Below are 20,713 nucleotides of genomic sequence, written 5' to 3' on the forward strand. Positions count from 1 at the left end.
CCTCAGGTACCGTTGATCGCAGCCGAGAAGACCAGGAGTGTTCGCGAAATGAAGTGCCGCAAGTGTGGAACTGACAGCCCGGCAGAGGCGCGCTTCTGCAGCGCCTGCGGCAGCCCTCTGACCGACCCCACCGGTGACACCACGACGATGATTCCAGTGGCCACCGAGGAGCGCGGATCGGTCGAGCTCACGGACCAGGAACGCGAGGCCGCGAAGGCGCTCGCCGAGGGCAACGCGCTGCTGGTCGTGAACCGCGGGACCGGCGACTCCAGCCGGTTCCTCATCGACTCCGACATCACCACTGTGGGTCGCCACCCGGAGTCCGACATCTTCCTCGACGACATCACGGTGTCGCGCAACCACGCCAAGTTCGTGCGCAGCGGCGGCAAGCTCTACCTGGAGGATCTCGGCAGCCTGAACGGGACCTACGTCAACCGGACGCTACTCGACGGTCGCACCGTCCTCCGCGAGGGTGACGAGATCCAGATCGGCAAGTATCGCGCCACCATCTCGCTCAGCGAGCCTGGTTTGAGCTGATGTCCGGCCCGGCACGCACCATCGGCCGCGTGCTGGAGATGATCCGCCCCGAGTTCCCCGACATCTCCGTCTCAAAGCTGAGGTACCTGGAGGCCGAGGGACTCATCTCACCCGACCGACAACAACCCTCCGGGTACCGGCGGTTCAGCCAGCGCGACGTCGACCGCCTGCTCTACGTGTTGCGTGCCCAGCGCGACCGCTACCTCCCCCTCAAGGTGATCCGCGAGGAGCTCGAGGCCCTGGATCGGGGGGAGCAGCCCGCAACGCTCGTCTCGGAGCCGGACGACGCCCCCGCCAAGGAACCCCGACCACAGCCGAGGGCGGCCAGCACGCAGGGCCTGATGACGAGGCGCCAGGTGCTGACGGAATCGGGGCTGGGCGAGGCGGCCCTCATCCAGTTGGAGCGGCTGAAGATCATTCAGCCCCGGCGCGGCTCTCAGCTGTACGGGCGCGAGGCCGTGGCGTTGGCGGATGCGGCGAAGAAGTTGGCCGGCTACGGTGTCGATCTCAGGCAATTCCGAGTCCTCCATCAGGCGGCAGCAACGGAGGCCGCTCTCGTCGAGCAGGCTCTGGAACCCTACCGCCGACGGTCCGGGCCTCCTCCGGAAGTGATGGCAGACCTGTACCGGATTGTGCTGCAGGCTCACGCGGCGCTGCTGCACGGCCAGATCCACTGAGCTACCGTGGTGTCATGATCGGTCTCGAAGTCTTGGGGATCCGCCTGGTGTCGCCGGACGACCCGCCCGTCCTCCTCCTGCGGGAGCGGGAGGGCACGAGGAGCCTGCCAATCTGGATCGGGCACGCTGAGGCAGCCGCCATCGCGTCGGCGTTGGAGGGTGAGGAACCCGAGCGCCCGATGACCCACGACCTGCTCGCCACGGTACTGGAGCTCCTCGGTGGCTCCGGCCACGTCGAGATCACCGCGATGGCGGAGGGGATCTACGACGCGTCGCTCCACGTCGGCGACCATCAGATCATGGCTCGGCCGAGCGACTGCACCGCCGTTGCGCTGCGTCTGGACTGGCCCATCTACTGCACTCCAGCGCTCATGGATCAAGTAGGGGTTGAGGTTGACGCCCCCGCGGCGGACGAGGTGGAGGCGTTCAGGGCATTCCTCGACAGCGTCAACGCCGACGACTTCGAGGATGAATAATGCCTAGTCAGGATCTAGTTGAGGGAGCTGTGGCAATGCGATGCGGCGCGGCACACGGGTCCAGGCTGCGAGCTGGGGCTCCCACCACGGGCGTGTCGCGCGGCGCAGAACGCGGTCAGCAGTTAGCGTTTAGATCTGTCGGCGTTGGCTGGCTCCACCAACTTGGCAAGTGAGGGATCGTGATCGAGAAGCCTGAGGTTCTCCAGGACCTGCTGTTCGACGGCGAGTTCACGCCGGTCCCCAGCGACACCGGCTACCGCGGCCCCATCGCCCACCGTGTGGCGGGCATCACATACCGCCAGTTGGACTACTGGGCGCGCACCGGACTCGTGGTGCCCTCGATCCGCAACGCCGAAGGCTCCGGCACCCAGCGCCTGTACTCCTTCCGCGACATCCTGCTTCTCCGCGTGGTCAAGCGGTTCCTCGACGTCGGGATCTCGCTGCAGCAGATCCGCGTGGCGATCGACCACCTCCGCGCGCGCGGCATCGACGACCTCACCGAACTGACGCTGGTCAGCGATGGATTCAGTGTCTACGAGGTCACGTCGGCCAACGAGCTGTTCGACCTGAGCCGAGGCGGGCAGGGCATGTTCATGATCTCGGTCAGCAGCGTCTGGCGCGAACTCGAGGGGACGCTGGCGTCCCTCCCAGGCGAACGGACCGCCGACGAAGCTCCCGCCGAGGATCCCTCGGACGAACTGGCCGCTCGTCGACGCGCCAGGGTCGGCTGAGCTGGGCGTCGACGCCAGAGCAACTCGACGCGATCGCTAGAGTGCGAGCGTGAAGACCATCCTCGACAGAGTCGTGAACAACTCTGTCGTCGCCCACATCCTCGCCGCCCTCGACCGCTACAACAAGCGCCTCGGCCCGCAGTTCGCCGCTGCCGCCACCTACTTCACCATCTTGTCGCTCGTGCCGATCCTCATGCTGAGCTTCGCCGCGTTGGGGTTGACCCTCACGGTCCTGAGGCCGGAGCTCCTCGACCAGATCCAGGACGCCGTCGTCGGGCAGTTGGGCGACGGCGATCTGGCACAGAAGATCACCACGGTCATCGAGAACGCGCTGAACAACTGGCGTGGGATCGTGGGCTTCGCGCTGCTGACCGCCACCTATTCCGGGTCCAACTGGGTGGGCAACCTCAAACGCGCCGTCCGGGTGATGTGGTACGACAAGTTCTCCGACGCGTCCGAGAAGAAGAATTTCTTCCTGGAGCTCGCAATCAACCTGGCGATCTTCCTCGGCGTGCTGCTGTGCGTCATCCTGGGCGTCGGTGTGGCGCAGGTGGGCAACGCATTCAGCCGGCAGGTGGTCGAGTTCCTCGGCTGGGAGGACGTCCCCGGGATCGGATTCCTGTGGGGCGCACTCACGGTCGGGCTGACCTTCCTGGTCAGCTGGATTCTCTTCGCGTTCCTGTTCACGGTGTTGCCGCAGAAGCGGGTGAGGCTCAAGGCCTGGCTGATCGGCACGCTGATCGGAGCCTTCGTCGTGACGATCATCCAGTCGCTGGCGGGCCGGATCATGCGTCTGTTCTCCAACAACCCGGCCGCGCAGGTCTTCGGGCCAACCATCATCGTCATGCTGTTGTTCAACATCCTCGCCACGTTGATCCTCATGACCGCGGCGTGGGTGGGGACCGACGGGACCTGGCGGGCGGAGCGCACTGCGAAGCTTGCCGACAAGCAGCCGGGTGGGCTCGACGACTCCGGCCTGGACCCTGACGAGGAACTCGAGCTCGTCGGCCGGCGCGCGAGCCGACGCTGGGCCGCCGCGAAGAGCCTTGACGACCTGCGACGGGCTGACGCTGTGGTCGAACCGAGCACCACGCGCTACGTCCGTGAGGACGTCGCGGCCCGGACTGTGGGGGCCGGCCTCACGGTCGGCTACTCGATGGGGGCGGCCACCGGGCTGGGCCTGGGGGCCCTCCTGACCGCCGCGATCGGCGTCGTCGCCAGGGCACTGCGCAAGAACAATGCCCGCCCCTGACGGGACGGGCATTGCGCCTGGTTTGCCGGGTCAGTGGGCCTCGGCCGCGGCTGGGAACTCCTGGCCGATCGCCTCGAGCATGTCCTTGTACCACTGCTGGTTGATGTCGAACGGCTTACCGCCCTTGATCCGGTCGAAGGCAATCGCGGTGAGCACGTCGCCGTTCTCCTCGTCGTGGCCGATGACGCCGGGCTCGCCGCGCAGCGCGCAGTCGACGGCGAGGTCGGTGCACTGCTTGATGAGCGCCAGGTCGGCGTCGTTGGCGGCGGCGGAGCGGGAGAAGTAGCCGGACTTCTGGATCATGACCTTCTCCGCGTCAAGCTTGGCCGCGAACTTGTCGGCGAACCACGCACCCGGGTTGACCTTGTCGAGCTTCACGTGGCCGAACGGATCGCGCGGCACCTCCTCGCCGGCGGCCTCCATCTCAGCGACGATCGAGTCGAGACCCGCACCCTCGGAGAGGAAGATCGTGACGTTGCCGACCTCGTCCATGATCGTGTGGAGACGCTCAGCCTCCTTGGCGATGTCGATGACGCCCTCCGGCACGTACACGCCGTGGATGTCCCACGCCTCCCTGCTGAGGCCGATCTCCGGCAGCCACTCCTGGGTGTCGAGCCATTCGCGGTACTTCTGGGCGGTGGCCGCCGTCAGCCAGCCGCAGTGGCGGCCCATGACCTCGTGCACGATCAGCATGCGCGAACCGGAGTTGTGCTCGGCGACGATGTTCTGCGCGAAGATCGCTCCCTGCTCGGCCGCGGTCCAGGCCCCCAGCGACTGACGGATCGGGATCACGTCGTTGTCGATGGTCTTTGGCAGCCCGACGACGGTGAGGCCGTAGTCGTGCTCGGCGAGGTAGGCGGCCAGATCGGCGGCGGTGGTGTTCGTGTCGTCACCGCCGATGGTGTGCAGGACGTCGACGCCGTCCGCGACGAGGCGGTCGGCCGCAACCTGCAGGGGGTTGTCGCCCTCGTTCACCAGGCCCCGCTTGACGAGATCCTTCGCGTTGGTGAGCTTGACGCGCGAGTTGCCGACGGGCGACCCGCCGAACTTGTGGAGGAGGGCGGCGTTCGCGCGCACGGTCTCGTCGACGACGAGGAAGTCGCCCTTGAGGAGTCCCTGGTACCCGTGACGGTAGGCAATGATCTCGACGTCGGGCGCAACCTGCGTGTAGCGCTCGATGAGCCCACCGATCGCCGAGGAAAGGCAGGGAGCGAAGCCGCCGGCCGTGAGGATGGCTACCTTCTTGACCATGAGTGTCCTTTCTTGAACTTGTCGACGCGGACAGCGTCCTTCGACAGCTTATTGCACGCATCTGCCCCGTACGCCGGTGGGGCGGCAACCGTGGTTGTCCACAGTGGTGCGCGGATGACCCCGGCTCTTGGCAGGATGTGCCCGTGAAGATGCGGCCGGGCGAACGCGGACTGAGCAACTCCGTGCAGGTGGCGGTGCTGCTGCCGTTCAGTTTCGCGGTCCTGCTCGCTGTGCTCCAGTGGGCGATGGTGTCCTGGGCGGAGGCGACGGCACTGTCCGCCGCACAGCACGGCGCGGCGGTCGCGGCCGCGCTGGACGGCAGCTCCGCTGCGGGAGAGGCCGCGGCGACGGGTGCGGCCCGGACGGCCGCGCTCCAGTCTGTCTCCGTCACCGTGGAGCGGGGCGGCGCCACCACCACGGCGACCGTCTCGGGCCGGGCGCTCGTCGTCGTCTGGCCGCGCGACGTGACGAGGACCGTGGTCGTGCCGACAGAGCGTCTCTCGTGAGGTGGGACCAGAGGGGGCTCTCGGTCTCCGTCGAGGCCGCCGTCATCATTCCCGTGCTGCTGCTCTTCGTCGGCCTGGTGATCACGTCCGCGCGGGTTGCCATCGCCGAGCAACACGTGGGTGCGGCGGCTGCAGCGGGTGCGCGCGCGGCGTCGTTGGAGCGGACGGTTGGACCGGCCCGTGAAGCGGCCACCACGGCCGCGGGCCGTGTGCTGGCGCAGCACGGCACCCCCTGTCGACACACGGCCGTCGTCGTGGACTCCTCAGGGGTTGCCAGGGGACTCGGTGAACGGGCCGCGGTGGGGGTCACCGTCCAGTGCAGCGTCGATCTCTCTGACGTCTCACTGCCCGGTGTTCCGGGGACGATCACCGTAGCTGCCAGCCGCAACTCCCCGGTGGACCCGTTGCGCGGCCGATAGGCTGTCAGACATGAATCTTCAGCGACGCATCGGACAGCACCAGGTATCTCCCATCGGACTCGGGGCCATGCCGTTGTCCATGGGCGGCAACCAGAAGCCGAGCGAGGAGCAGGCCATCGCCACCGTTCACGCGGCACTGGATGCGGGCGTGACCCTCATCGACACCGCCGACATCTACGCACCGTCCTGGGACTCCATGGGGCACAACGAGCGCATTGTCGCCAAGGCGCTTCGGAGCTACGACGGTGACACGTCCCGCGTGCGCGTGGCGACGAAGGCGGGGATCACCCGGGGCGAGGGGGAGTCGTGGGGCAGGGACTCGTCACCGGAGTACCTACGCCGGCGGTTGGAGGAAGCGCTCAGCACCCTGGGCGTCGATCGTCTCGATCTGTTCTACCTGCATCGCCCCGATCGTTCCCGTGTGTACTCGACCGTCATGGAGACGTTCGGAACCTTAAAGGCGGAGGGCCTGATCTCAGAGATCGGAATCTCGAACGCCAACGTCGAGGAGATCCGGATCGCGATCGACGTGCTGGGGGAGGGGGAGCTCGCCGCGGTCCAGAACGAGTTCTCACCGAAGTTCAACCACACCAGCAAGCCGGAGCTCGACTTCTGCGCCGAGCACGGGATTGCCTTCCTGCCGTGGTCGCCGCTGGGCGGCACCGGCGGCGCGGCCAAGCAGCTCGACTCGAAGTACCCCGTCATCGCCCGGATCGCGGCTGAGCGCGGGGTCAGCCCCCAGCAGGTGACGCTCGCCTGGGAGCTGTCGCTGGGCAGCCACGTCATCCCGATCCCGGGCGCCTCCCGCCCCGAGTCGATCACCGATTCAGCCAAGGCCATGAGGCTCGAGCTATCGGACGAGGAGACGCAGGAGATCTCCGAGGCGGTGTTGTAGATGGCGCAGTACTTCGACGTCCACCCCGAGAATCCGCAGCCGCGGACGATGGCGCAGGCCGCGCGCCTGCTCGAGGAGGGGGGCCTCATCGCCTACCCGACCGACTCCTGCTTCGCGCTGGGCTGCCTCCTTGGCAACACTGAGGGGCTGAACCGGATCCGGCGTATCCGCCACCTCGACGACAAGCACCACTTCACGCTGGTCGTGGATTCCTTCGCGAAGCTGGGAGCCTACGTCGAGATGGACAACTGGGTCTTCCGGGCCGTGAAGGCGGCCACCCCCGGTCCCTACACGTTCATTCTCAAAGCGTCTCGCGAAGTGCCGAAGGCGATGCAGCATCCGAAGAAACGAACGATCGGGGTCAGAATCCCCGATCACCGTACGACGCTGGCCCTCCTCGACGCCGTCGGCTCACCGCTGCTCTCGTCGACGCTGATTCTCCCTGACCACGATGACCAGCTCACCGACGGCTGGACCATCAAGGAGGCACTCGATCATCAGATCGACGCGGTCATCGATTCGGGCGACGCGGGCAGCGTGCCGACGACGGTCGTCGACCTGACGGGGGACGAGCCCGAGATCGTGCGGCTCGGTGCCGGGGACCCGGGGCCCTTCGAGGTCTAGGAGCTGGGTTCAGCACCCTCCTAGCGGAACATCACGATGTTGTTGAAGACCCACTGGTTGTCCTGCGCGAAGTCGTAGCCCCCGGTGGGTCGGGGCTCCGCTGAATAGACGGTGGTCAGGCGGTAGGAGCGGCAGGCGTTGGCGCCGGTGGCGGGGGTGTCGCACTCGGTCCTCCACCGGGCACCGTCCGCCCCAGTCCACGCTCCCGCGAACCCGAGCGGGTTCGCGGACCACTGCGATCGCGCCATGCATGGCAGGTTGGTGCGCAAGGCCATTGCGCGCGCACGGCGCCACCGTCCGCGAAGGACGGTGGCGCCGCCTGCAACGGTCAGCGGCGTCCGCCGCCGAGGAGTCCGCCGAGGATCTGACCCAGGACACCGCCGCCGAGCGGGTTGTCGGCGGCCTGTTGGTCCTGGCGGGGTTGGGCTCGCGGCGCGTCCGGCTCTGGCATCCGCATCTGGGGCTCAGCGCCCCCCTGATCGCTGAAGTCGGGCGTGCGGAACTTCGGCTGCTGAGCCCGGGGCGCCTGCTGCTGGGGCGCGGCCTGCCCGCCGCCCAGGATCTGGCCCAGGATGTCGCCCAGACCGCCACCACCGGGAGCCTGCTGCGTCTGGGACTGTGCCTCATCTCGTCCCATGAGCTTGCCGGCCAGCCATGACATCACGATGGGGGCCAGGATGGGCAGGAGCTTCTGAATGAGCGCGTTCCCGCCGCCGAGTCCTCCCAGCTGGTTGATGACCTGGTCCTCGTTGGATCCGAAGATGTGGTGCGTGATCTTGCGGCCATCCTCGGGGTCGACCCTGCCGAGGTCGACGCCACCCTGCACCAGGCTGGGGTCGTGCTGGCTGAGCGCACTGCGCAGTGATGCCTCACCCGCCGGGTCCTGGGCGTTCGCGCCCATTCCCATGAGGAGGGTGGGCAGGGCGTTGCGCACGGCGCTTTCGACCTCCGCCGGGCTTTCGCCCACCCGAGAGGCGAGCTGATCGATCGGAAGGCTGTTGAGGAGTTCGTTGTAGTCGTACACCTGTGGATCGCTCCTTCGTTGAGGTGGCACCGGGCGGTGCCCACCTAGTCAAGCTACCCAACCGCGGCCTCTCGCGTGCGGAAACACCACTCAGGGAAGCCCGGTCGGGTCAGGCGGGGCCGGCGAGCTCATGGACGCGGAAGAGCGCCGCGAACTCCACGCCCATCGCCTCACCCTGGGCGCTCAAGCCTTCAGTGAGGAACTGCTCCGGGGCGGGATGGCCGGGGAGGTCGGCGAGGTAGGCCTCGTGGGCAGTCAGCGAGGCGATCCCGGCGTCCACGTCCTCCCGCGTCAGGACGACGCCATGGCTGGGGTTGGGATCGCCGAAGACGAGGAAGCGGCGGGTTCCCCACTTCTCCAGGCCCTCCTCGGCCAGCTCGGGGAAGACCCACGTGTTGTCGGCATCCCGACACGCGTCGAGGGCGACCAGGCCCGCCACCCGGTGGTCGGCCTGGTTGAGGCCCCACCCCACCTCGACGTCGAAGGCTGACGTGGCGACGGTGTCCGGCCGGAACTCGCGGATGCGGCGGGCGACGTCCCTGCGGAGCGCGAGGGAGTATTCCAGGACGCCGTCGGGGTGGTCGAGGATGGTCAGGTCGTCGACGCCCACGCGTCGGCAGGCCTCACGCTGCTCCGCCGCGCGCAGGGGGCCCACCTCGGCCGGAGGTCGCTGCATGCCGGCCTCGCCGGATGTGAGGAGGAGGTACGCCACCGTCGCGCCGCGTGCTACCCACTTGTGAACGCAGGCGGACATGCCGTACTCGACGTCGTCGGGATGGGCGACGACGATGAGGATGCGCTGGAACTGGTCGTCGGAGAGGGGCTGGATGTCTGGGGCCATGCCTCAGCCTAGTTCGCGAACGTGATCGCCCCGTCGAGAATCGTGGCCATGACCTGGACGGCACCGAATCGTCCCTCCGCCAGAGCTTCGGTGGGAGCGTCGACCAGGATCAGGTCGGCCGGCTGACCGACCGCCAGCGACGAGCGGACGCTCGCCAGGATGGCCTCGCCCGGGGTGATCGACTGTTCCGGGTGATGGGTGCGGTTGACCGCGGCGTCCATGGCCAGCCACGGATCGAGTGGGGCGACGGGCGCGTCGGACCCGAACCGCAGCGTCGCGCCGGCGTCGAGGAGGGACCGCAACGGGAACGCCTGCCCGCCTGCGCCGGGCCAGATGTCGTCGAGCGACCCAGCGTCGTCGAGCAGGTGGGCCGGCTGTGCGCTCGCCGCGACGCCGAGGTGCGCGAACCGGGAGATGTTCGCCGGGGTGACGAACTGGGCGTGCTCCACGCTGCCTCGGGCACCCGTGGCCGCAAAGGCGTCGAGGACGCGGGTGACGGCGAGGTCGCCGATGGCGTGGACGGCCACGTCAAGGCCGTGGCCGGCCGCGACGCCCAACAGTCGCTCCAGCTCGCTCTGGTCATAGTTGGCCTGTCCGTGCGGCAGGTGGGGCAGGGGGTCGGGGTACTCGTCGGTGCAGAGCGCCGTCCGGGAGTGGAGGGAGCCGTCGGCGATGATCTTCAGCGGGCCGACCCACACCCTCTCCGCGATCCGGTCACCGCTCCGCAGGCCGGAGGTGACGGCGCGATCGAGGTCGTCCGGGTAGATCGCCGCCAGCACCTTGAGGGGTGGGGGAGTGGCGGCGCGGCGCCGCCAGGCACCGATGGTCCACCCCATCTGCATGTCGACGACGCCCACCACGCCGCGCCGTGCCGCGGCGAGGGACACGCTCCGAACGGCCTCGTCGATGTGGTCCGCCGCCGCGTCCATGAGCTGCACCTGGGCAGCGAAAGCCTCGTGCTCGACAAGGAACCCGCTCGGGTGGCCCGCAAACCCTGCCAGCGCCAGACCGGCGGTGTTGGCCCAGAAAGAGTGCGCGTCGCCCGAGATCAAGGCGATGGGTTGGCTCGTCACGGCGTCGAGGAGCGACGCCGACGGCGGGTCGCCCCAGCCCCCCGCGCGGAACCCGAACCCGAGGAGAATCTCACCCGGCCGTCGGGCGGCCTCGCGTTCCAGGATGGCGACGGTGGCCTCTGCGCTGTCCGTCCCCGACACGTCGATAGCCGAGGCCACCATCGCGTGGTGCGCGAGGTGCACGTGGGCATCCCAGAGTCCCGGCAGAATCGTGGCGCCGTCGGCGTCGAGGACTCGACCGGCCACCTGCCCTCCCGACGGGCGGATCGCTGCGATCACCCCGTCACACACTTCGACGTCGATGAGATCCGAGCCGGTAGCGTAGAGGTCTCGAGGGGTCCGGGCCCTCGTCACCGTGAGCTTCATAGCTGGGAGTCTGACCCATCAAGGAGGGAAGTGGCAATGCTGTTCACCATCGGGCACTCCACCCACACGCTGGAGGAGTTCGTCGCTCTGCTGCGACAGCACGCTGTGGACCTGCTGGTGGACATTCGCACAGTGCCACGCTCGCGGACCAATCCCCAGTACAACCTCGATTCGCTCCCCGGTTCGCTGGCCGCTCAGGGGATCGGGCACGAGTACCTGGCGTCGCTCGGAGGGCTCCGCAAGGGCGTACCCGACTCGCCGAACGGTGCCTGGCGCAACAAGTCCTTCAAGGCCTACGCCGACCACATGCTGAGCGCCGAGTTCGCCGAGGGCATCGAAGAGTTGACCGCCCGCACGCAGCAGCACACGGTCGCGATCATGTGCGCGGAGGCCGTGTGGTGGCGCTGCCACCGCTCGCTCGTGGCTGAGGCCATGCTGGTGCGCGGGCACGAGGTCAGTCACATCATGCCCGACGGCCGCGCAACCCCCGCAACGCTCCGTGACTTCGCCGTCGTGGACGGGACGACGATCACCTATCCGGAGACCTGATCAGGCGTTGTCGCGCGGGTCCTCGCCCTCGACGCGGCCGCCCACCTGGATCTCGTCGTCCGGGCCCGGGGACTCGACGGGGTCGCCCGGCTCGCGCGTGTCGGGGGCGTGGTCGTCCTCGACCTGCGGGGTGCGGCCCGTGACCTCCTCGACGAGGTTCTGCTCGGTGACTCCGGCGTTGATGGGGAACAGATCGCTCATGTCAGAGTTCCTCGTCCGGGTCGGCGATCGCGCGGTCCGTGGGGTGTTCGCTGCCGGGGCCGGGGGAGTAGTCCCGCGGCTCACCCTGGGCCTCGTGCCCGGCGTCGACGGCCGGGGGGATCTGTTCGTTCTGGCCGGGGCCGCTTCCATCCGCGTCTCCGCGGGGAGTCATGCGCGCGGTCTCTGAAATCTCGCCTGACATGGTGCTCGCCTTTCTCTCGGTGTTGACCATCCTAGGTGGGATGGGTCATCGTGCGTGGCGAATGCAGGTCAGCGACCACGGCCTCGCCTCGAGGCGGCCCTCCCCGATCGGCTCCCCGCACACATCGCAGGTGCCCCAGGTGCCGGCCGCCACCTTGGCGCGTGCCTTCTCGACCTGGTCGAGCAGATGGGAAGCGTTCTGGGCCATCGACGCGTCGCCCATCTGCTGGATGGCCTGCGTGGTGCCATCGCCGATCCTCTTGCCGAAGCCGATGACGCTGTCGGCGTCCACCGGCGCTGTGAGCTCGCCCAGCCGAGCCCTCAGCTCCGCGGACTTCTCGTCCAGCCGGGCCAGAATCTCCTCGTCGTCTGCGTCCATCTCCACAGTCTCGCTCAGGAGACGGCGACGAGGGGCACAATCGTGACCATGCAGTTGAAGACCCTGGTGGACGCGGTCGCCGAGGTGGCCAGCACCCGGTCGCGCACGGCGAAGATCGAGCTGCTCGCGAGTTTCCTGCGTCAGGTGGAGCCTGAGGATCTGCGCACAGCCATCGGGTTGCTCGTGGGCAAGCCGCCGCAGGGACGGCTGGGCGTCGGTGCCAGGGGCCTGCAGGCCCACCGGCAACGGGCGGCCGATCGGCCCACGCTGGGTCTCGGGGACGTCGGTGAGGCGTTCGATACCCTGGCCGAGGCCTCGGGGCCAGGGTCGACCGCCGTGCGCGCCTCGACGCTGGCTGGCCTCATGGCCTCGGCCACCCGTAGCGAGCAGGACCATCTCGCGCGCGTCATCCTGGGCGACGTTCGAAGCGGCGCTCTGGAGGGAATCCTCACCGACGCCGTGGCCGCCGCCGCTGGGCAGCCCAAGGAGCTGGTGCGACGCGCGGCGATGCTCACCGGTGATCTGGCAGAGACCGCGCGAAGGGCGATGGCGGGGGACGACCTGCAACGCATCGGGCTGACGCCGGGCGTGCCGGTCCTCCCGATGCTCGCCTCGACGGCTGCGACGGCCGCGGAGGCCATCGCAGCCACCGGCCGTTCCTCGGTCGAGCACAAGCTGGACGGGGCCCGCCTGCAGGTGCACCGCACCGGGGACGAGGTGTGGGCCTACACGCGAAGCCTCGCCGACATCACCGCCCGAGTTCCAGAGGTGGTGGCGACCGTGGCGGCTTTTCCGGGCGGGGATCTCATCCTTGACGGCGAGACGCTTACCCTGGACGAGGATGGCAGCGCGCGGCCCTTTCAGGAGTCCATGAGCCGACTGAGCAGTCACGGCGGCGAGGGCAGCCTCGCGGTGTGGTTCTTCGATGTGCTGCACGCCGAGGGGCGGACCCTCATCGACGAGCCGCTCGAAACGCGGCGGGCCGTTCTGGCGAGGATCGTCGGGGACCGCCTCATCCGCGGCGCCGAGACCTCCGTCCCCGGCGAGGCGCAGCGCGTTCTCGATGATGCCTTGGCCGCGGGGCAGGAGGGGATCGTCGTCAAGTCGCTCGACGCCCCTTACGCGGCGGGACGCAGGGGCAACAACTGGGTGAAGGTCAAGCCCGTCTACACCTACGACCTGGTGGTGCTCGGGATCGAATGGGGATCGGGTCGGCGCGCCGGGACCCTGTCGAACATCCACCTGGGCGCCAGGGATCCCGAAGGACGGTTCGGGGAGCCTGGCGGCTTCGTCATGGTCGGCAAGACCTTCAAGGGCATGACTGACGAGATTCTGCGCTGGCAGACCGAGCATTTCGCCGCCCTCGAGACCGGCCGCACCGAGTGGGGCATCACGGTGGCCCCGACCACCGTGGTGGAGATCGCCATCGACGGCGTCCAGCGTTCGAGCCGCTACCCAGGGGGAGTGGCGCTGCGGTTCGCGCGGGTGAAGCGCTACCGCACCGGTGCCGACGAGAAGGCCCCCGCCGAGGCCGACACCATCGACACCCTGAGGGCGCTGCTCCGGTGACCCAGGCGGGTCAGCCTTTCAGGCCCGACGTGGCCAGCCCCTCGATGACCCGGCGCTGCATGAGCATGAACAGGACGAAGATGGGGGCCATCGCCATGACCGACGCCGCCATGATGACGGCGTAGTCCGTGGTGTGTTGTCCCTGCAGTGTGGCGATGCCGACGCTCAGCGGCATCGACTCTTCGCGCGTGGTGACGATGAGGGGCCACAGCAGGTCGTTCCACGAGTAGAGCACCGTCGTGATCGCCACCGCGAAGATTCCTGGGGTGGCCAGCGGGAGCATGACGCGGGAGAACACCTGGAACGGGTTGGCGCCGTCGAGCCGCGCGGCCTCCTCGAGCTCGATGGGCAGGCTCATGAACTGCTGCCGCATCAGGAACGTTCCGAAGGCCGAGAACAGCCCCGGCAGGATGATCGCCCACGGCGTCTCCAACAGTCCCCAGGCCTGAACGAGGCCGTACTGGGGAATGATGTAGGCCTGCGACGGGATCATCAGGATGAGCAGCAGCGCGATGAACAAGACGTTGCGCAGCGGGAACCGCATCCGGGCGAACGCGTAGCCGGCCATCGAACACAGGACCACCTGGCCCGCCGTGCGCGCGACCGTGATGAGCACCGACACGCCGAACTGATTGAGGAACGGGAGCCGTTCGAACACCTCCGCGTAGTTGCTGAAGTGAAGCCGGTCCGGGATGGGCTGCGGGGGCACCGATTGGATCTCCGCGTTGGTCGACACCGACATGAGGAGCTGCCATAAGAAAGGGAACGTCATGAGCAGTGCCCCGAGAATCAGCAGGACGTGTGCCCACGGATAGCGGGGCCCGCGCGAGCGCCGTCGCGCCGATGGATCAGCCATAGTGCACCCACCTGCGCTGCCCGACGAACTGCACCAGGGTCACACCCGCCACGAGGACGAGGATGACCATGGCGACGGCCGCGGCGGTGCCCTTGTCATTGACAATGAAGCCCTGATGGTAGAAGAGGTAGACCAGCGAGCGGGTCTGGGGGAGTGCGGGGTTCGTCCACCCCATGAGGGCGAACAGGGCGTCGAAGAGCTGGAACCCATTGATCGTCTGGATGATGGTGAGGAAGAAGATCGACGGCGTGAGCAGCGGGACGGTGATGCTGAAGAACTGCCGGATCGGGCCGGCCCCGTCAAGGGATGCTGCCTCGTAGAGGTCGACGGGGATGCCCTTGAGCCCAGCGGACAAGATGATGACGTTGAAACCGATGGAGGCCCAGAGCCCGAAGAGCGCGACGGTGAGCAGGGCGAAACCAGGGGTGGTCAGCCAGTAGGGCGTCGTCGAGACCCCGAGGGCGCGCAGCCCCTGATTGACCAGGCCGAAGTCGCCGTTGAAGACCAGCCGGAACACCTGCGCGATGGCCATCGGCATCGCCAGATAGGGCATGAAGAAGAGCGCCCGGTACAACCCGGCGAAGCGAAGCCCCGGCAGCGCGATGAGTGCCGAGGCGAGCACCGCGAGCGGTATCCCCAGCAGCACGATGAGCGTGTAGCCGATGGTGTTGCCGAGCGCCGAGCCCAGCTCACCGCTGGCGAACACCTCCGCATAGTTGTCCACCCCGACAAACTCCGGATTCTGGCCGAAGGCGTTCGAGCTCGTCAGGGAGGTCCAGGCGTTGGCGACGATGGGGTAGTAGTAGAAGACCGCCACCCCTGCCAACAGCGGCCCGATGAAGAGGACTGGCCACCACCCCACACTCGTGGGGTGCTTGCGGCGCGCGGCCGCCGCCGCCACCGGCATCAGTTCTCAGCGGCGAGCAGGGCGTCCATCTGCTCGGCCAACTGCTCGGCAGCCTGCGCCATGGGCACCTCGCCCGCGAAGGCGGGCGTGAGGATGTCGGCCTCCAACTGGTTCCAGGCGGCCGTGTTGCGCGAGACCGGGTAAGGCACCGCGTACTCCTCAGCCGCTGTGGTGAACACCTCGAGGTTCCACTCGGGCTTCACCTCGTGCCACGTGTCAGCCGTTCCCTCCCACGCCGGGATGGCGGTGCCGTTGGCCGCGTCCGTGCGTCCCGCTTCCTCCGAGGTCAGATGGCGCTGCAGAGCGGCTGCGGCGGCAAGGTTGGGGGAATTCGCCGCGACCACGTAGGCGAGGCCGTGGATGGTGGACGCGCGTTCCTTGTCCCGGGGCAGCGGCACGACGACGAGTTCACCCGGATCCGGGTAGTCGGCCAGCAGGCCGGCGGTCTCCCACGACCCCGTGTGGTGGATAGCGGCGCGGCCCGAGTTGAAGACGGTCTGGGGCGGGTTGTCGGCGATCACTCGCGGATGGGGAACGACGCCGTCGGCGACAAGGTTCGACCAGAACTCCAGGCCGCGGATGGTGTCGGGATCGCCGTAGCCCGAGCGGCCGTCGCGAATGATGTAGCCACCCGCCTGGGCGACCGTGTTGTACCAGTTCTGCTGGCCGCCGATGTTGAGGTCGGTGACCACGGCGTGGCCGCGATCACCCAGACCGGCGGCGATAGCGCGGGTCGTCTCGCCGAACTCCTCCCACGTCCAGGTCTCGGGGTCGGGAAGCGATACGCCCGCTTCCTCGACGAGGCGCTGGTTCACCCAGCAGGCGATGGTGTCGAAGTCCTTGGGGATGCCGTAGCGCACGCCGTCGACCGTGTAGAGGTCGGTCATGGCCTGTGGGAACACGTCGAAGTTCACGTCATCGGCCACCGGCGCGAGCATGCCGTTGCTGGCGTAGAGCTGAACGTGTAGCCCGCTCATCCAGAAGACGTCTGGCAGGTTGTTGCCTTCGGCCTGGGTGCGCAGCCGCGTCCAGTACTCACTGGGGCCAGTCAGCGCGGGCGTGACGGTGATGCGCGGGTACTTCTCGGTGAAGCTCGCGATGAGCGCCTCGACGGTGACGGACTGGTTCCGGTCCCAGTACGCGAGCTCCAAAGTGGCCTCGGTGTCCTCGCCGATCTCAGCCGGGGCCTCATTCTGCTGTGTTTCACCGCCACCGCATGCGCTCAGTGCGCCTGTCGCGGCGATCCCGCCAAAACCGGTGAGAAGTGTGCGTCGTCGCATGGAGGTCTCCTTCGTCCGCTGCCGATGTCGTCGGCTCCGAGCACCCTCCAGTTTGCTGCACATCAGCGGATTCCGCACGAGACAAGGCCGCGAGCCGTGAGATAGCCCCGTCAACAGGCCTGGGCCCGGTGCGATGCACCGGGCCCCCGTTTGTCGTGGTCGATCAGTTCGCTTTGAACATCACGATGTTGTTGACCACCCACTTGTTCTCCTGGGTGAAGTCGTAGCCTCCACCCTTCTCGGACCTCACCGCGTTGTACACGGTGGTCCAGCGGTAGGTGCGGCAGCCGTTGCCGCCGGTGGCGGGGGTGTCGCACTCGGTGCGCCACTTGGATCCGTCAGCGGCGGTCCACTGGCCGGTGTGGCCCAGCGGGTTGGTGGCCCACTGTGCCCTGGTCATGTAGGGCAGGTAGGTCAGGTTGTTGAACGCCCAGCCCCGTTCGATGGTGAACGTGTCGCCGGTGCGCTTGACAACGGAGGCCCAGATTTCGGTGCGGCACCGTTCGGTCTGCGAGTAGGGCTCGCAGGTGGTCTACCACTGACGGCCGTTGATGGTGTGCAGTCCGGGCTTGGTGTAGGGCGCGGTGGGCACGAACACCGGGGTGGTCGGCTCGCTCGGCGTCGGCGTCGGCGTGGGCGTCGGCGTCGGCGTGGGCGTCGGCGTGCCGACGGTCATGCCCGGGAGGGCGCCTTGACGACGGAGGTGGAGAGATCGATGGTGGCGGACTCGGGTCCAAAAACGTTCCAGATCTCAACCTTCATCGTTCCGTTGACCATGTCACCCAGGGCACCCTCGGTGCTCTGCAGCCCACGCTCTTGCGTGTAGCGCTCGAAGCCGGGCACGGGGTCGGTGGCGAAGTAGTTGTAGGTCTCGATGCGGTCGAAGGTCCCATCACCGGTCAGGTCGTAGGAGACCCTGACCGCGGTGGCGTTGCCGACTCCAGTCGTGTCCACCCCGATATCGAAGACGGTGCGGGCACCTTGGAACGATCCGTTGAGCTCATCCTGGATGAAGGTGATGGCCTGCCCGGGGGCAACGGGAATCGTGACTGTCGGTTCCGTACCGGGCTCCGTGAGCAGCGAGCCGTCAGCGCCGAGGTAGAACGTGGTGGTGGGGCTGACCGGGGGCGTCGTCGGATCTGTCGGCATCGGCGTCGGGGTCGGCGTCGGTGTGGGGGTCGGCGTCGGTGTGGGGGTCGGCGTCGGTGTGGGGGTCGGCGTCGGCGTGGGCGTCGGCGTCGGCGTGCCGACGGTCATGCCCGGGAAGGGCGCCTTGACGACGGAGGTGGAGAGATCGATGGTGGCGGACTCGGGTCCAAAAACGTTCCAGATCTCAACCTTCATCGTGCCGTTGACCATGTCACCCAGGGCACCCTCGGTGCTCTGCAGCCCACGCTCTTGCGTGTAGTGCTCGAAGCCGGGCACGGGGTCGGTGGCGAAGTAGTTGTAGGTCTCGATGCGGTCGAAGGCCCCATCACCGGTCAGGTCGTAGGAGACCCTGACCGCGGTGGCGTTGCCGACTCCAGTCGTGTCCACCCCGATATCGAAGACGGTGCGGGCACCTTGGAACGATCCGTTGAGCTCATCCTGGATGAAGGTGATGCCCTGCCCGGGGGCAACGGGAATCGTGACTGTCGGTTCCGTACCGGGCTCCGTGAGCAGCGAGCCGTCAGCGCCGAGGTAGAACGTGGTGGTGGGGCTGACCGGGGGCGTCGTCGGATCTGTCGGCTCCTCTGTTCCGCTCGGTGCACCGCCGCCACTCCACGCGTGCGCGCCGGACGTCACCGTCTGTCCCACGGGGACAGAGAGGGTGGTTCCGTCGGAGAAGGTCACCGTCAGGGGTTCCTGGGTGATGTTGCTTGCGACGTAGGTACGAGCTCCGTCCTTATTGAACACCGCTGCAATGGGATCGTCCGCGGTAATGGTGGAGTCGAGGTTTCCAAGTGCAGAGAGGTTCGCGATCCAGTGGTAGGTGTGCGCACGGCTCTCGCCCTCCTCCTCCGGGTACTCGCGGTCGTTGTCCAGGTAGGCAAGTGCCCGAGGAGCGTCGCCGAGAGCCAGGTAGGACCACATGATGTCGTGCCAGACGGTAGGTGCGCTGGGCTTGAGGTCGACCATGTGGTCGTAGTTCTCGACCACGTTGTCGGGTCGAAGTCCGAGGTAGAGGTGGCCGCCGGTGATGGGGAGGGTGTTGATGCCCTGAATCATCTCCGGGTCCGCGCTGAACCAGGTGGTGTAGGTGCCACCGTCGCCCCAGACCATGCCGACGACGTCGTGCGGGAAGTCGTCGGGCATGCCGCCCGACTCGTTGAACCAGTACTGCTGGATTGCAGCCGTCTGAGTGGCGTAGAGGTAGATTCCGGCGTCGCGCGTTGCGGTGTCTCCGGTGGCAGCTCCCCACTGGATGAGCCCGTTGGCGAAGTTCTGGCCTTCGGAGCTGGACTCCTGGTTGTTGCCGGCCCAGAACGCACCATGCCCCGACGCCCAGTCGTGGCCAGCGTAGATGTCGAAGTCGCGCAGGTAGGGGTAGCGGTCGTCGTTACGGTCGAAGCCGTTGGCATCCGCGATGAGTTCGTCGACCATGCCGCCGAACGCAGTATCGGCCGCCCAGTCCGGATTGAAGCGCGCCAGCGTTGCTGCGGCGACGACGAAGTATCCGTAGTGGAAGTGGTGGTCGTTGAGCTCGGTGTCCGAGCCGTAGGAGGCCGGGAATCCGACGAGGGTGCGCCAGTTCTCGTTGTAGGCGAACAGCTGCTCGGTCTCGCCCGGCGAGGCGGTGAACCAGTCGGTGAGGGTCTCCTCGATCTGGGCGAGCGCCGTGTCGCGGACCGCGGTGCGGTCGAGCTGGTCGGCGATCTCAACGATCCGTGCCGCTCGGCCGAGGGCCTTGCCGGTCCAGTAGGTGTCGTCGTCGTCAGGGCTCATCGGGTCGGCGGCGACACGGTCGAGCAACGCGTCCAACCGGGCGTTCGCGTCGCCGTCACCGGTGAGGACGGCGGGGACCTCCGGAAGCACGCCGGTGAAGGGGGTAGCCGTGGTGAAGGAGGTCGCTCCCACCAGCGTCTCCATCTCACCGCGTGGGGAGATGTAGGCCCGGTCGAGGGCCGCTCCTGCAGAAGGGCCGTCGCCGGTGACACCGTCGAGGTAAACCTGCTGGTGCGGGTAGAGCGAGAGAACCGTGCCGGTGTTGGTCCCCTCTCGCGCCTCGGTCACGGCGCTGTAGACGGTCTCGACCGTGCTGGTCGCCTCGTCATAGGCGTAGTCGGCGCGGGTGTCGACCACCTTGGCGTGGGCGTAGGGGCTGTAGAGGTCCGCGAGGCTGACGCGGGAAGCATCGGTGTCGGTGGCGCTCGTTGGGAGGGAGGCGAGCGAGAGATATCCCTTGCCCCCGAGGTCGCTCGTGAGCAGGGTGCCGGAGACCGTCCAGTCAGCTCCGGTCGGGGCGAACGCGACGTAGTCGGCGCCGCCGGCGCTGAACCCGAGACGAGCCCCGTCGTTGAGCCAGACGCGCAGGTCGGCTGCGGCGGTGAGGACCGCGTCGCCACCGGTGATGTCGAACCACGCGATGGGGAGCCCATGGCCGATCGTTGCGGTCATCGAGCGAGTGCCATCGCTCCACGAAGGCGTCACGGTCCAGTCGGTCCAATCGGCGACCTCGACGACCGGCGCGGTGAGGCCCTGAACCCCGACCTTAACGTCCTGGCCGTAGACGTAGTGGAATTCCCCGGGCCAGGGGTAGTCGGCGCTTCCGCCCACGATGGACGGGGTCTGCGTGTAGGAGACTCCGAGCCCGGTGGCGTCTGGAAGGAAGGACATGGGGTGAGCGTGCAGCGGCTCGCTACCGACGCAGTTGTACTTCTTGAACACGAGCGAGGACCACCAGTCGTTGGTGGGTACGGCGCCAGCAGGTGCGGTGTCCGTCAGGTAGGCACGGGCGTTGGTCGCGAGCGGGGCACAGCCCTGCGGGGCGGGCCCAACGGGGTCAGTGGTGAAACTGCCGGAGCCGACGGGGATCGTCTCGGCGCTCGCTTCACTCATCCCCCGAGGCCGCTGGCGATGAGTGCGGCGGCGCTGACTACAGCGAGTAATCGCGTCCTCA

General features: G+C 67.9%; 25 protein-coding genes. 11 read left to right on the top strand and 14 right to left on the bottom strand.

Annotation, left to right across the window (positions count from 1 at the left end; genetic code table 11):
* The first annotated feature begins 48 nt into the window (after positions 1–48).
* From RPIT_RS05685 to RPIT_RS05705, 5 genes are all read left to right on the top strand, one after another.
* Positions 49–537: an FHA domain-containing protein gene (locus tag RPIT_RS05685; RefSeq protein WP_077341463.1), complete on the top strand. Its 489-nt coding sequence runs from the start codon at positions 49–51 to the stop codon at positions 535–537.
* The gene (gene ftsR / locus RPIT_RS05690) at positions 537–1,214 is read left to right on the top strand and encodes a transcriptional regulator FtsR (RefSeq protein ID WP_077341465.1); all 678 of its coding nucleotides are present in this window, start codon (positions 537–539) and stop codon (positions 1,212–1,214) included. The genes RPIT_RS05685 and ftsR overlap by 1 nt, the downstream gene beginning before the upstream one ends.
* Before the next feature lie 14 nt (positions 1,215–1,228).
* Positions 1,229–1,690, top strand: a complete 462-nt coding sequence (locus RPIT_RS05695; RefSeq protein WP_077341467.1) for a bifunctional nuclease family protein — start codon at positions 1,229–1,231, stop codon at positions 1,688–1,690.
* Positions 1,691–1,869: 179 nt separating this feature from the next.
* Positions 1,870–2,421, top strand: a complete 552-nt coding sequence (locus RPIT_RS05700) for a MerR family transcriptional regulator (RefSeq protein WP_077341469.1) — start codon at positions 1,870–1,872, stop codon at positions 2,419–2,421.
* Between the two features lie 49 nt (positions 2,422–2,470).
* The gene (locus tag RPIT_RS05705) at positions 2,471–3,673 is read left to right on the top strand and encodes a YihY/virulence factor BrkB family protein (protein ID WP_077341471.1); all 1,203 of its coding nucleotides are present in this window, start codon (positions 2,471–2,473) and stop codon (positions 3,671–3,673) included.
* 30 nt (positions 3,674–3,703) lie between these two features.
* On the opposite strand, the gene RPIT_RS05710 is transcribed toward RPIT_RS05705, so the two are convergent.
* Complete coding sequence (locus tag RPIT_RS05710; RefSeq protein WP_077341473.1) at positions 3,704–4,924, bottom strand: pyrophosphate--fructose-6-phosphate 1-phosphotransferase; 1,221 nt, start codon at positions 4,922–4,924, stop codon at positions 3,704–3,706.
* Between the two features lie 143 nt (positions 4,925–5,067).
* Here RPIT_RS05710 and RPIT_RS15220 point away from each other — a divergent pair, with 143 nt between their 5' ends.
* Genes RPIT_RS15220 through RPIT_RS05725 form a run of 4 tightly spaced genes read left to right on the top strand, consistent with a single transcriptional unit; the run spans position 5,068 to position 7,368 of the window.
* Positions 5,068–5,430, top strand: a complete 363-nt coding sequence (locus RPIT_RS15220) for a hypothetical protein (protein WP_162274506.1) — start codon at positions 5,068–5,070, stop codon at positions 5,428–5,430.
* Complete coding sequence (locus RPIT_RS15225) at positions 5,427–5,849, top strand: TadE/TadG family type IV pilus assembly protein (protein WP_162274507.1); 423 nt, start codon at positions 5,427–5,429, stop codon at positions 5,847–5,849. Before RPIT_RS15220 ends, RPIT_RS15225 begins: the two co-directional genes overlap by 4 nt.
* A 10-nt stretch (positions 5,850–5,859) precedes the next feature.
* The gene (locus RPIT_RS05720) at positions 5,860–6,744 is read left to right on the top strand and encodes an aldo/keto reductase (RefSeq protein WP_077341477.1); all 885 of its coding nucleotides are present in this window, start codon (positions 5,860–5,862) and stop codon (positions 6,742–6,744) included.
* Complete coding sequence (locus tag RPIT_RS05725; protein ID WP_077341479.1) at positions 6,745–7,368, top strand: L-threonylcarbamoyladenylate synthase; 624 nt, start codon at positions 6,745–6,747, stop codon at positions 7,366–7,368.
* A 20-nt stretch (positions 7,369–7,388) separates the two neighbouring features.
* Here the strand turns inward: RPIT_RS05725 and RPIT_RS05730 are convergent, their stop codons facing one another.
* The 4 genes from RPIT_RS05730 to RPIT_RS05745 form a co-directional block, all read right to left on the bottom strand.
* The gene (locus RPIT_RS05730) at positions 7,389–7,616 is read right to left on the bottom strand and encodes a hypothetical protein (protein WP_143028206.1); all 228 of its coding nucleotides are present in this window, start codon (positions 7,614–7,616) and stop codon (positions 7,389–7,391) included.
* Positions 7,617–7,696: 80 nt separating this feature from the next.
* Positions 7,697–8,392 (bottom strand): DUF937 domain-containing protein, encoded by a 696-nt coding sequence (locus tag RPIT_RS05735; RefSeq protein ID WP_077341483.1) that lies wholly within the window; start codon positions 8,390–8,392, stop codon positions 7,697–7,699.
* A 109-nt stretch (positions 8,393–8,501) separates the two neighbouring features.
* Positions 8,502–9,233: a PIG-L deacetylase family protein gene (locus RPIT_RS05740; protein ID WP_077341485.1), complete on the bottom strand. Its 732-nt coding sequence runs from the start codon at positions 9,231–9,233 to the stop codon at positions 8,502–8,504.
* Between the two features lie 8 nt (positions 9,234–9,241).
* Positions 9,242–10,672: an amidohydrolase gene (locus RPIT_RS05745; RefSeq protein ID WP_077341487.1), complete on the bottom strand. Its 1,431-nt coding sequence runs from the start codon at positions 10,670–10,672 to the stop codon at positions 9,242–9,244.
* Between the two features lie 36 nt (positions 10,673–10,708).
* Here RPIT_RS05745 and RPIT_RS05750 point away from each other — a divergent pair, with 36 nt between their 5' ends.
* Positions 10,709–11,221 (top strand): DUF488 domain-containing protein, encoded by a 513-nt coding sequence (locus RPIT_RS05750; protein ID WP_077341489.1) that lies wholly within the window; start codon positions 10,709–10,711, stop codon positions 11,219–11,221.
* Here the strand turns inward: RPIT_RS05750 and RPIT_RS05755 are convergent, their stop codons facing one another.
* The 3 genes from RPIT_RS05755 to RPIT_RS05765 are packed head-to-tail and all read right to left on the bottom strand — an operon-like array spanning position 11,222 to position 12,002.
* Positions 11,222–11,422 carry a hypothetical protein gene (locus RPIT_RS05755; RefSeq protein WP_077341491.1) on the bottom strand — a complete coding sequence of 67 codons (201 nt, stop codon included), beginning with the start codon at positions 11,420–11,422 and terminating at the stop codon, positions 11,222–11,224. It lies immediately after the preceding gene.
* 1 nt (position 11,423) lies between these two features.
* On the bottom strand, positions 11,424–11,624 hold the full coding sequence (locus RPIT_RS05760) for a hypothetical protein (RefSeq protein ID WP_143028207.1): 201 nt from the start codon (positions 11,622–11,624) through the stop codon (positions 11,424–11,426).
* Between the two features lie 45 nt (positions 11,625–11,669).
* Positions 11,670–12,002 (bottom strand): TraR/DksA family transcriptional regulator, encoded by a 333-nt coding sequence (locus tag RPIT_RS05765; protein WP_077341495.1) that lies wholly within the window; start codon positions 12,000–12,002, stop codon positions 11,670–11,672.
* 48 nt (positions 12,003–12,050) lie between these two features.
* Between RPIT_RS05765 and RPIT_RS05770 the strand changes: the two genes are divergently transcribed.
* Positions 12,051–13,571, top strand: a complete 1,521-nt coding sequence (locus RPIT_RS05770; protein WP_077341497.1) for an ATP-dependent DNA ligase — start codon at positions 12,051–12,053, stop codon at positions 13,569–13,571.
* Between the two features lie 10 nt (positions 13,572–13,581).
* Here RPIT_RS05770 and RPIT_RS05775 read toward each other — a convergent pair whose 3' ends face one another.
* The 6 genes from RPIT_RS05775 to RPIT_RS05795 all read right to left on the bottom strand — a co-directional run bounded on the left by RPIT_RS05775 (position 13,582) and on the right by RPIT_RS05795 (position 20,652).
* Positions 13,582–14,427, bottom strand: a complete 846-nt coding sequence (locus RPIT_RS05775) for a carbohydrate ABC transporter permease (RefSeq protein WP_077341499.1) — start codon at positions 14,425–14,427, stop codon at positions 13,582–13,584.
* Entirely contained in the window at positions 14,420–15,334 is a 915-nt protein-coding gene (locus RPIT_RS05780) for a carbohydrate ABC transporter permease (RefSeq protein WP_077341501.1), read from the bottom strand. The genes RPIT_RS05775 and RPIT_RS05780 overlap by 8 nt, the downstream gene beginning before the upstream one ends.
* The gene (locus RPIT_RS05785) at positions 15,334–16,614 is read right to left on the bottom strand and encodes an ABC transporter substrate-binding protein (protein WP_077341503.1); all 1,281 of its coding nucleotides are present in this window, start codon (positions 16,612–16,614) and stop codon (positions 15,334–15,336) included. Before RPIT_RS05785 ends, RPIT_RS05780 begins: the two co-directional genes overlap by 1 nt.
* A 163-nt stretch (positions 16,615–16,777) precedes the next feature.
* Positions 16,778–17,014, bottom strand: a complete 237-nt coding sequence (locus RPIT_RS05790; protein WP_077341505.1) for a hypothetical protein — start codon at positions 17,012–17,014, stop codon at positions 16,778–16,780.
* A gap of 132 nt (positions 17,015–17,146) precedes the next feature.
* Entirely contained in the window at positions 17,147–17,290 is a 144-nt protein-coding gene (locus RPIT_RS14930; protein WP_176789306.1) for a hypothetical protein, read from the bottom strand.
* The gene (locus RPIT_RS05795) at positions 17,287–20,652 is read right to left on the bottom strand and encodes a glycosyl hydrolase (protein WP_226996350.1); all 3,366 of its coding nucleotides are present in this window, start codon (positions 20,650–20,652) and stop codon (positions 17,287–17,289) included. Before RPIT_RS05795 ends, RPIT_RS14930 begins: the two co-directional genes overlap by 4 nt.
* Between the last annotated feature and the right edge of the window lie 61 nt (positions 20,653–20,713).

The sequence above is a fragment of the Tessaracoccus flavus genome (assembly GCF_001997295.1).
Taxonomy (GTDB): domain Bacteria; phylum Actinomycetota; class Actinomycetes; order Propionibacteriales; family Propionibacteriaceae; genus Arachnia; species Arachnia flava.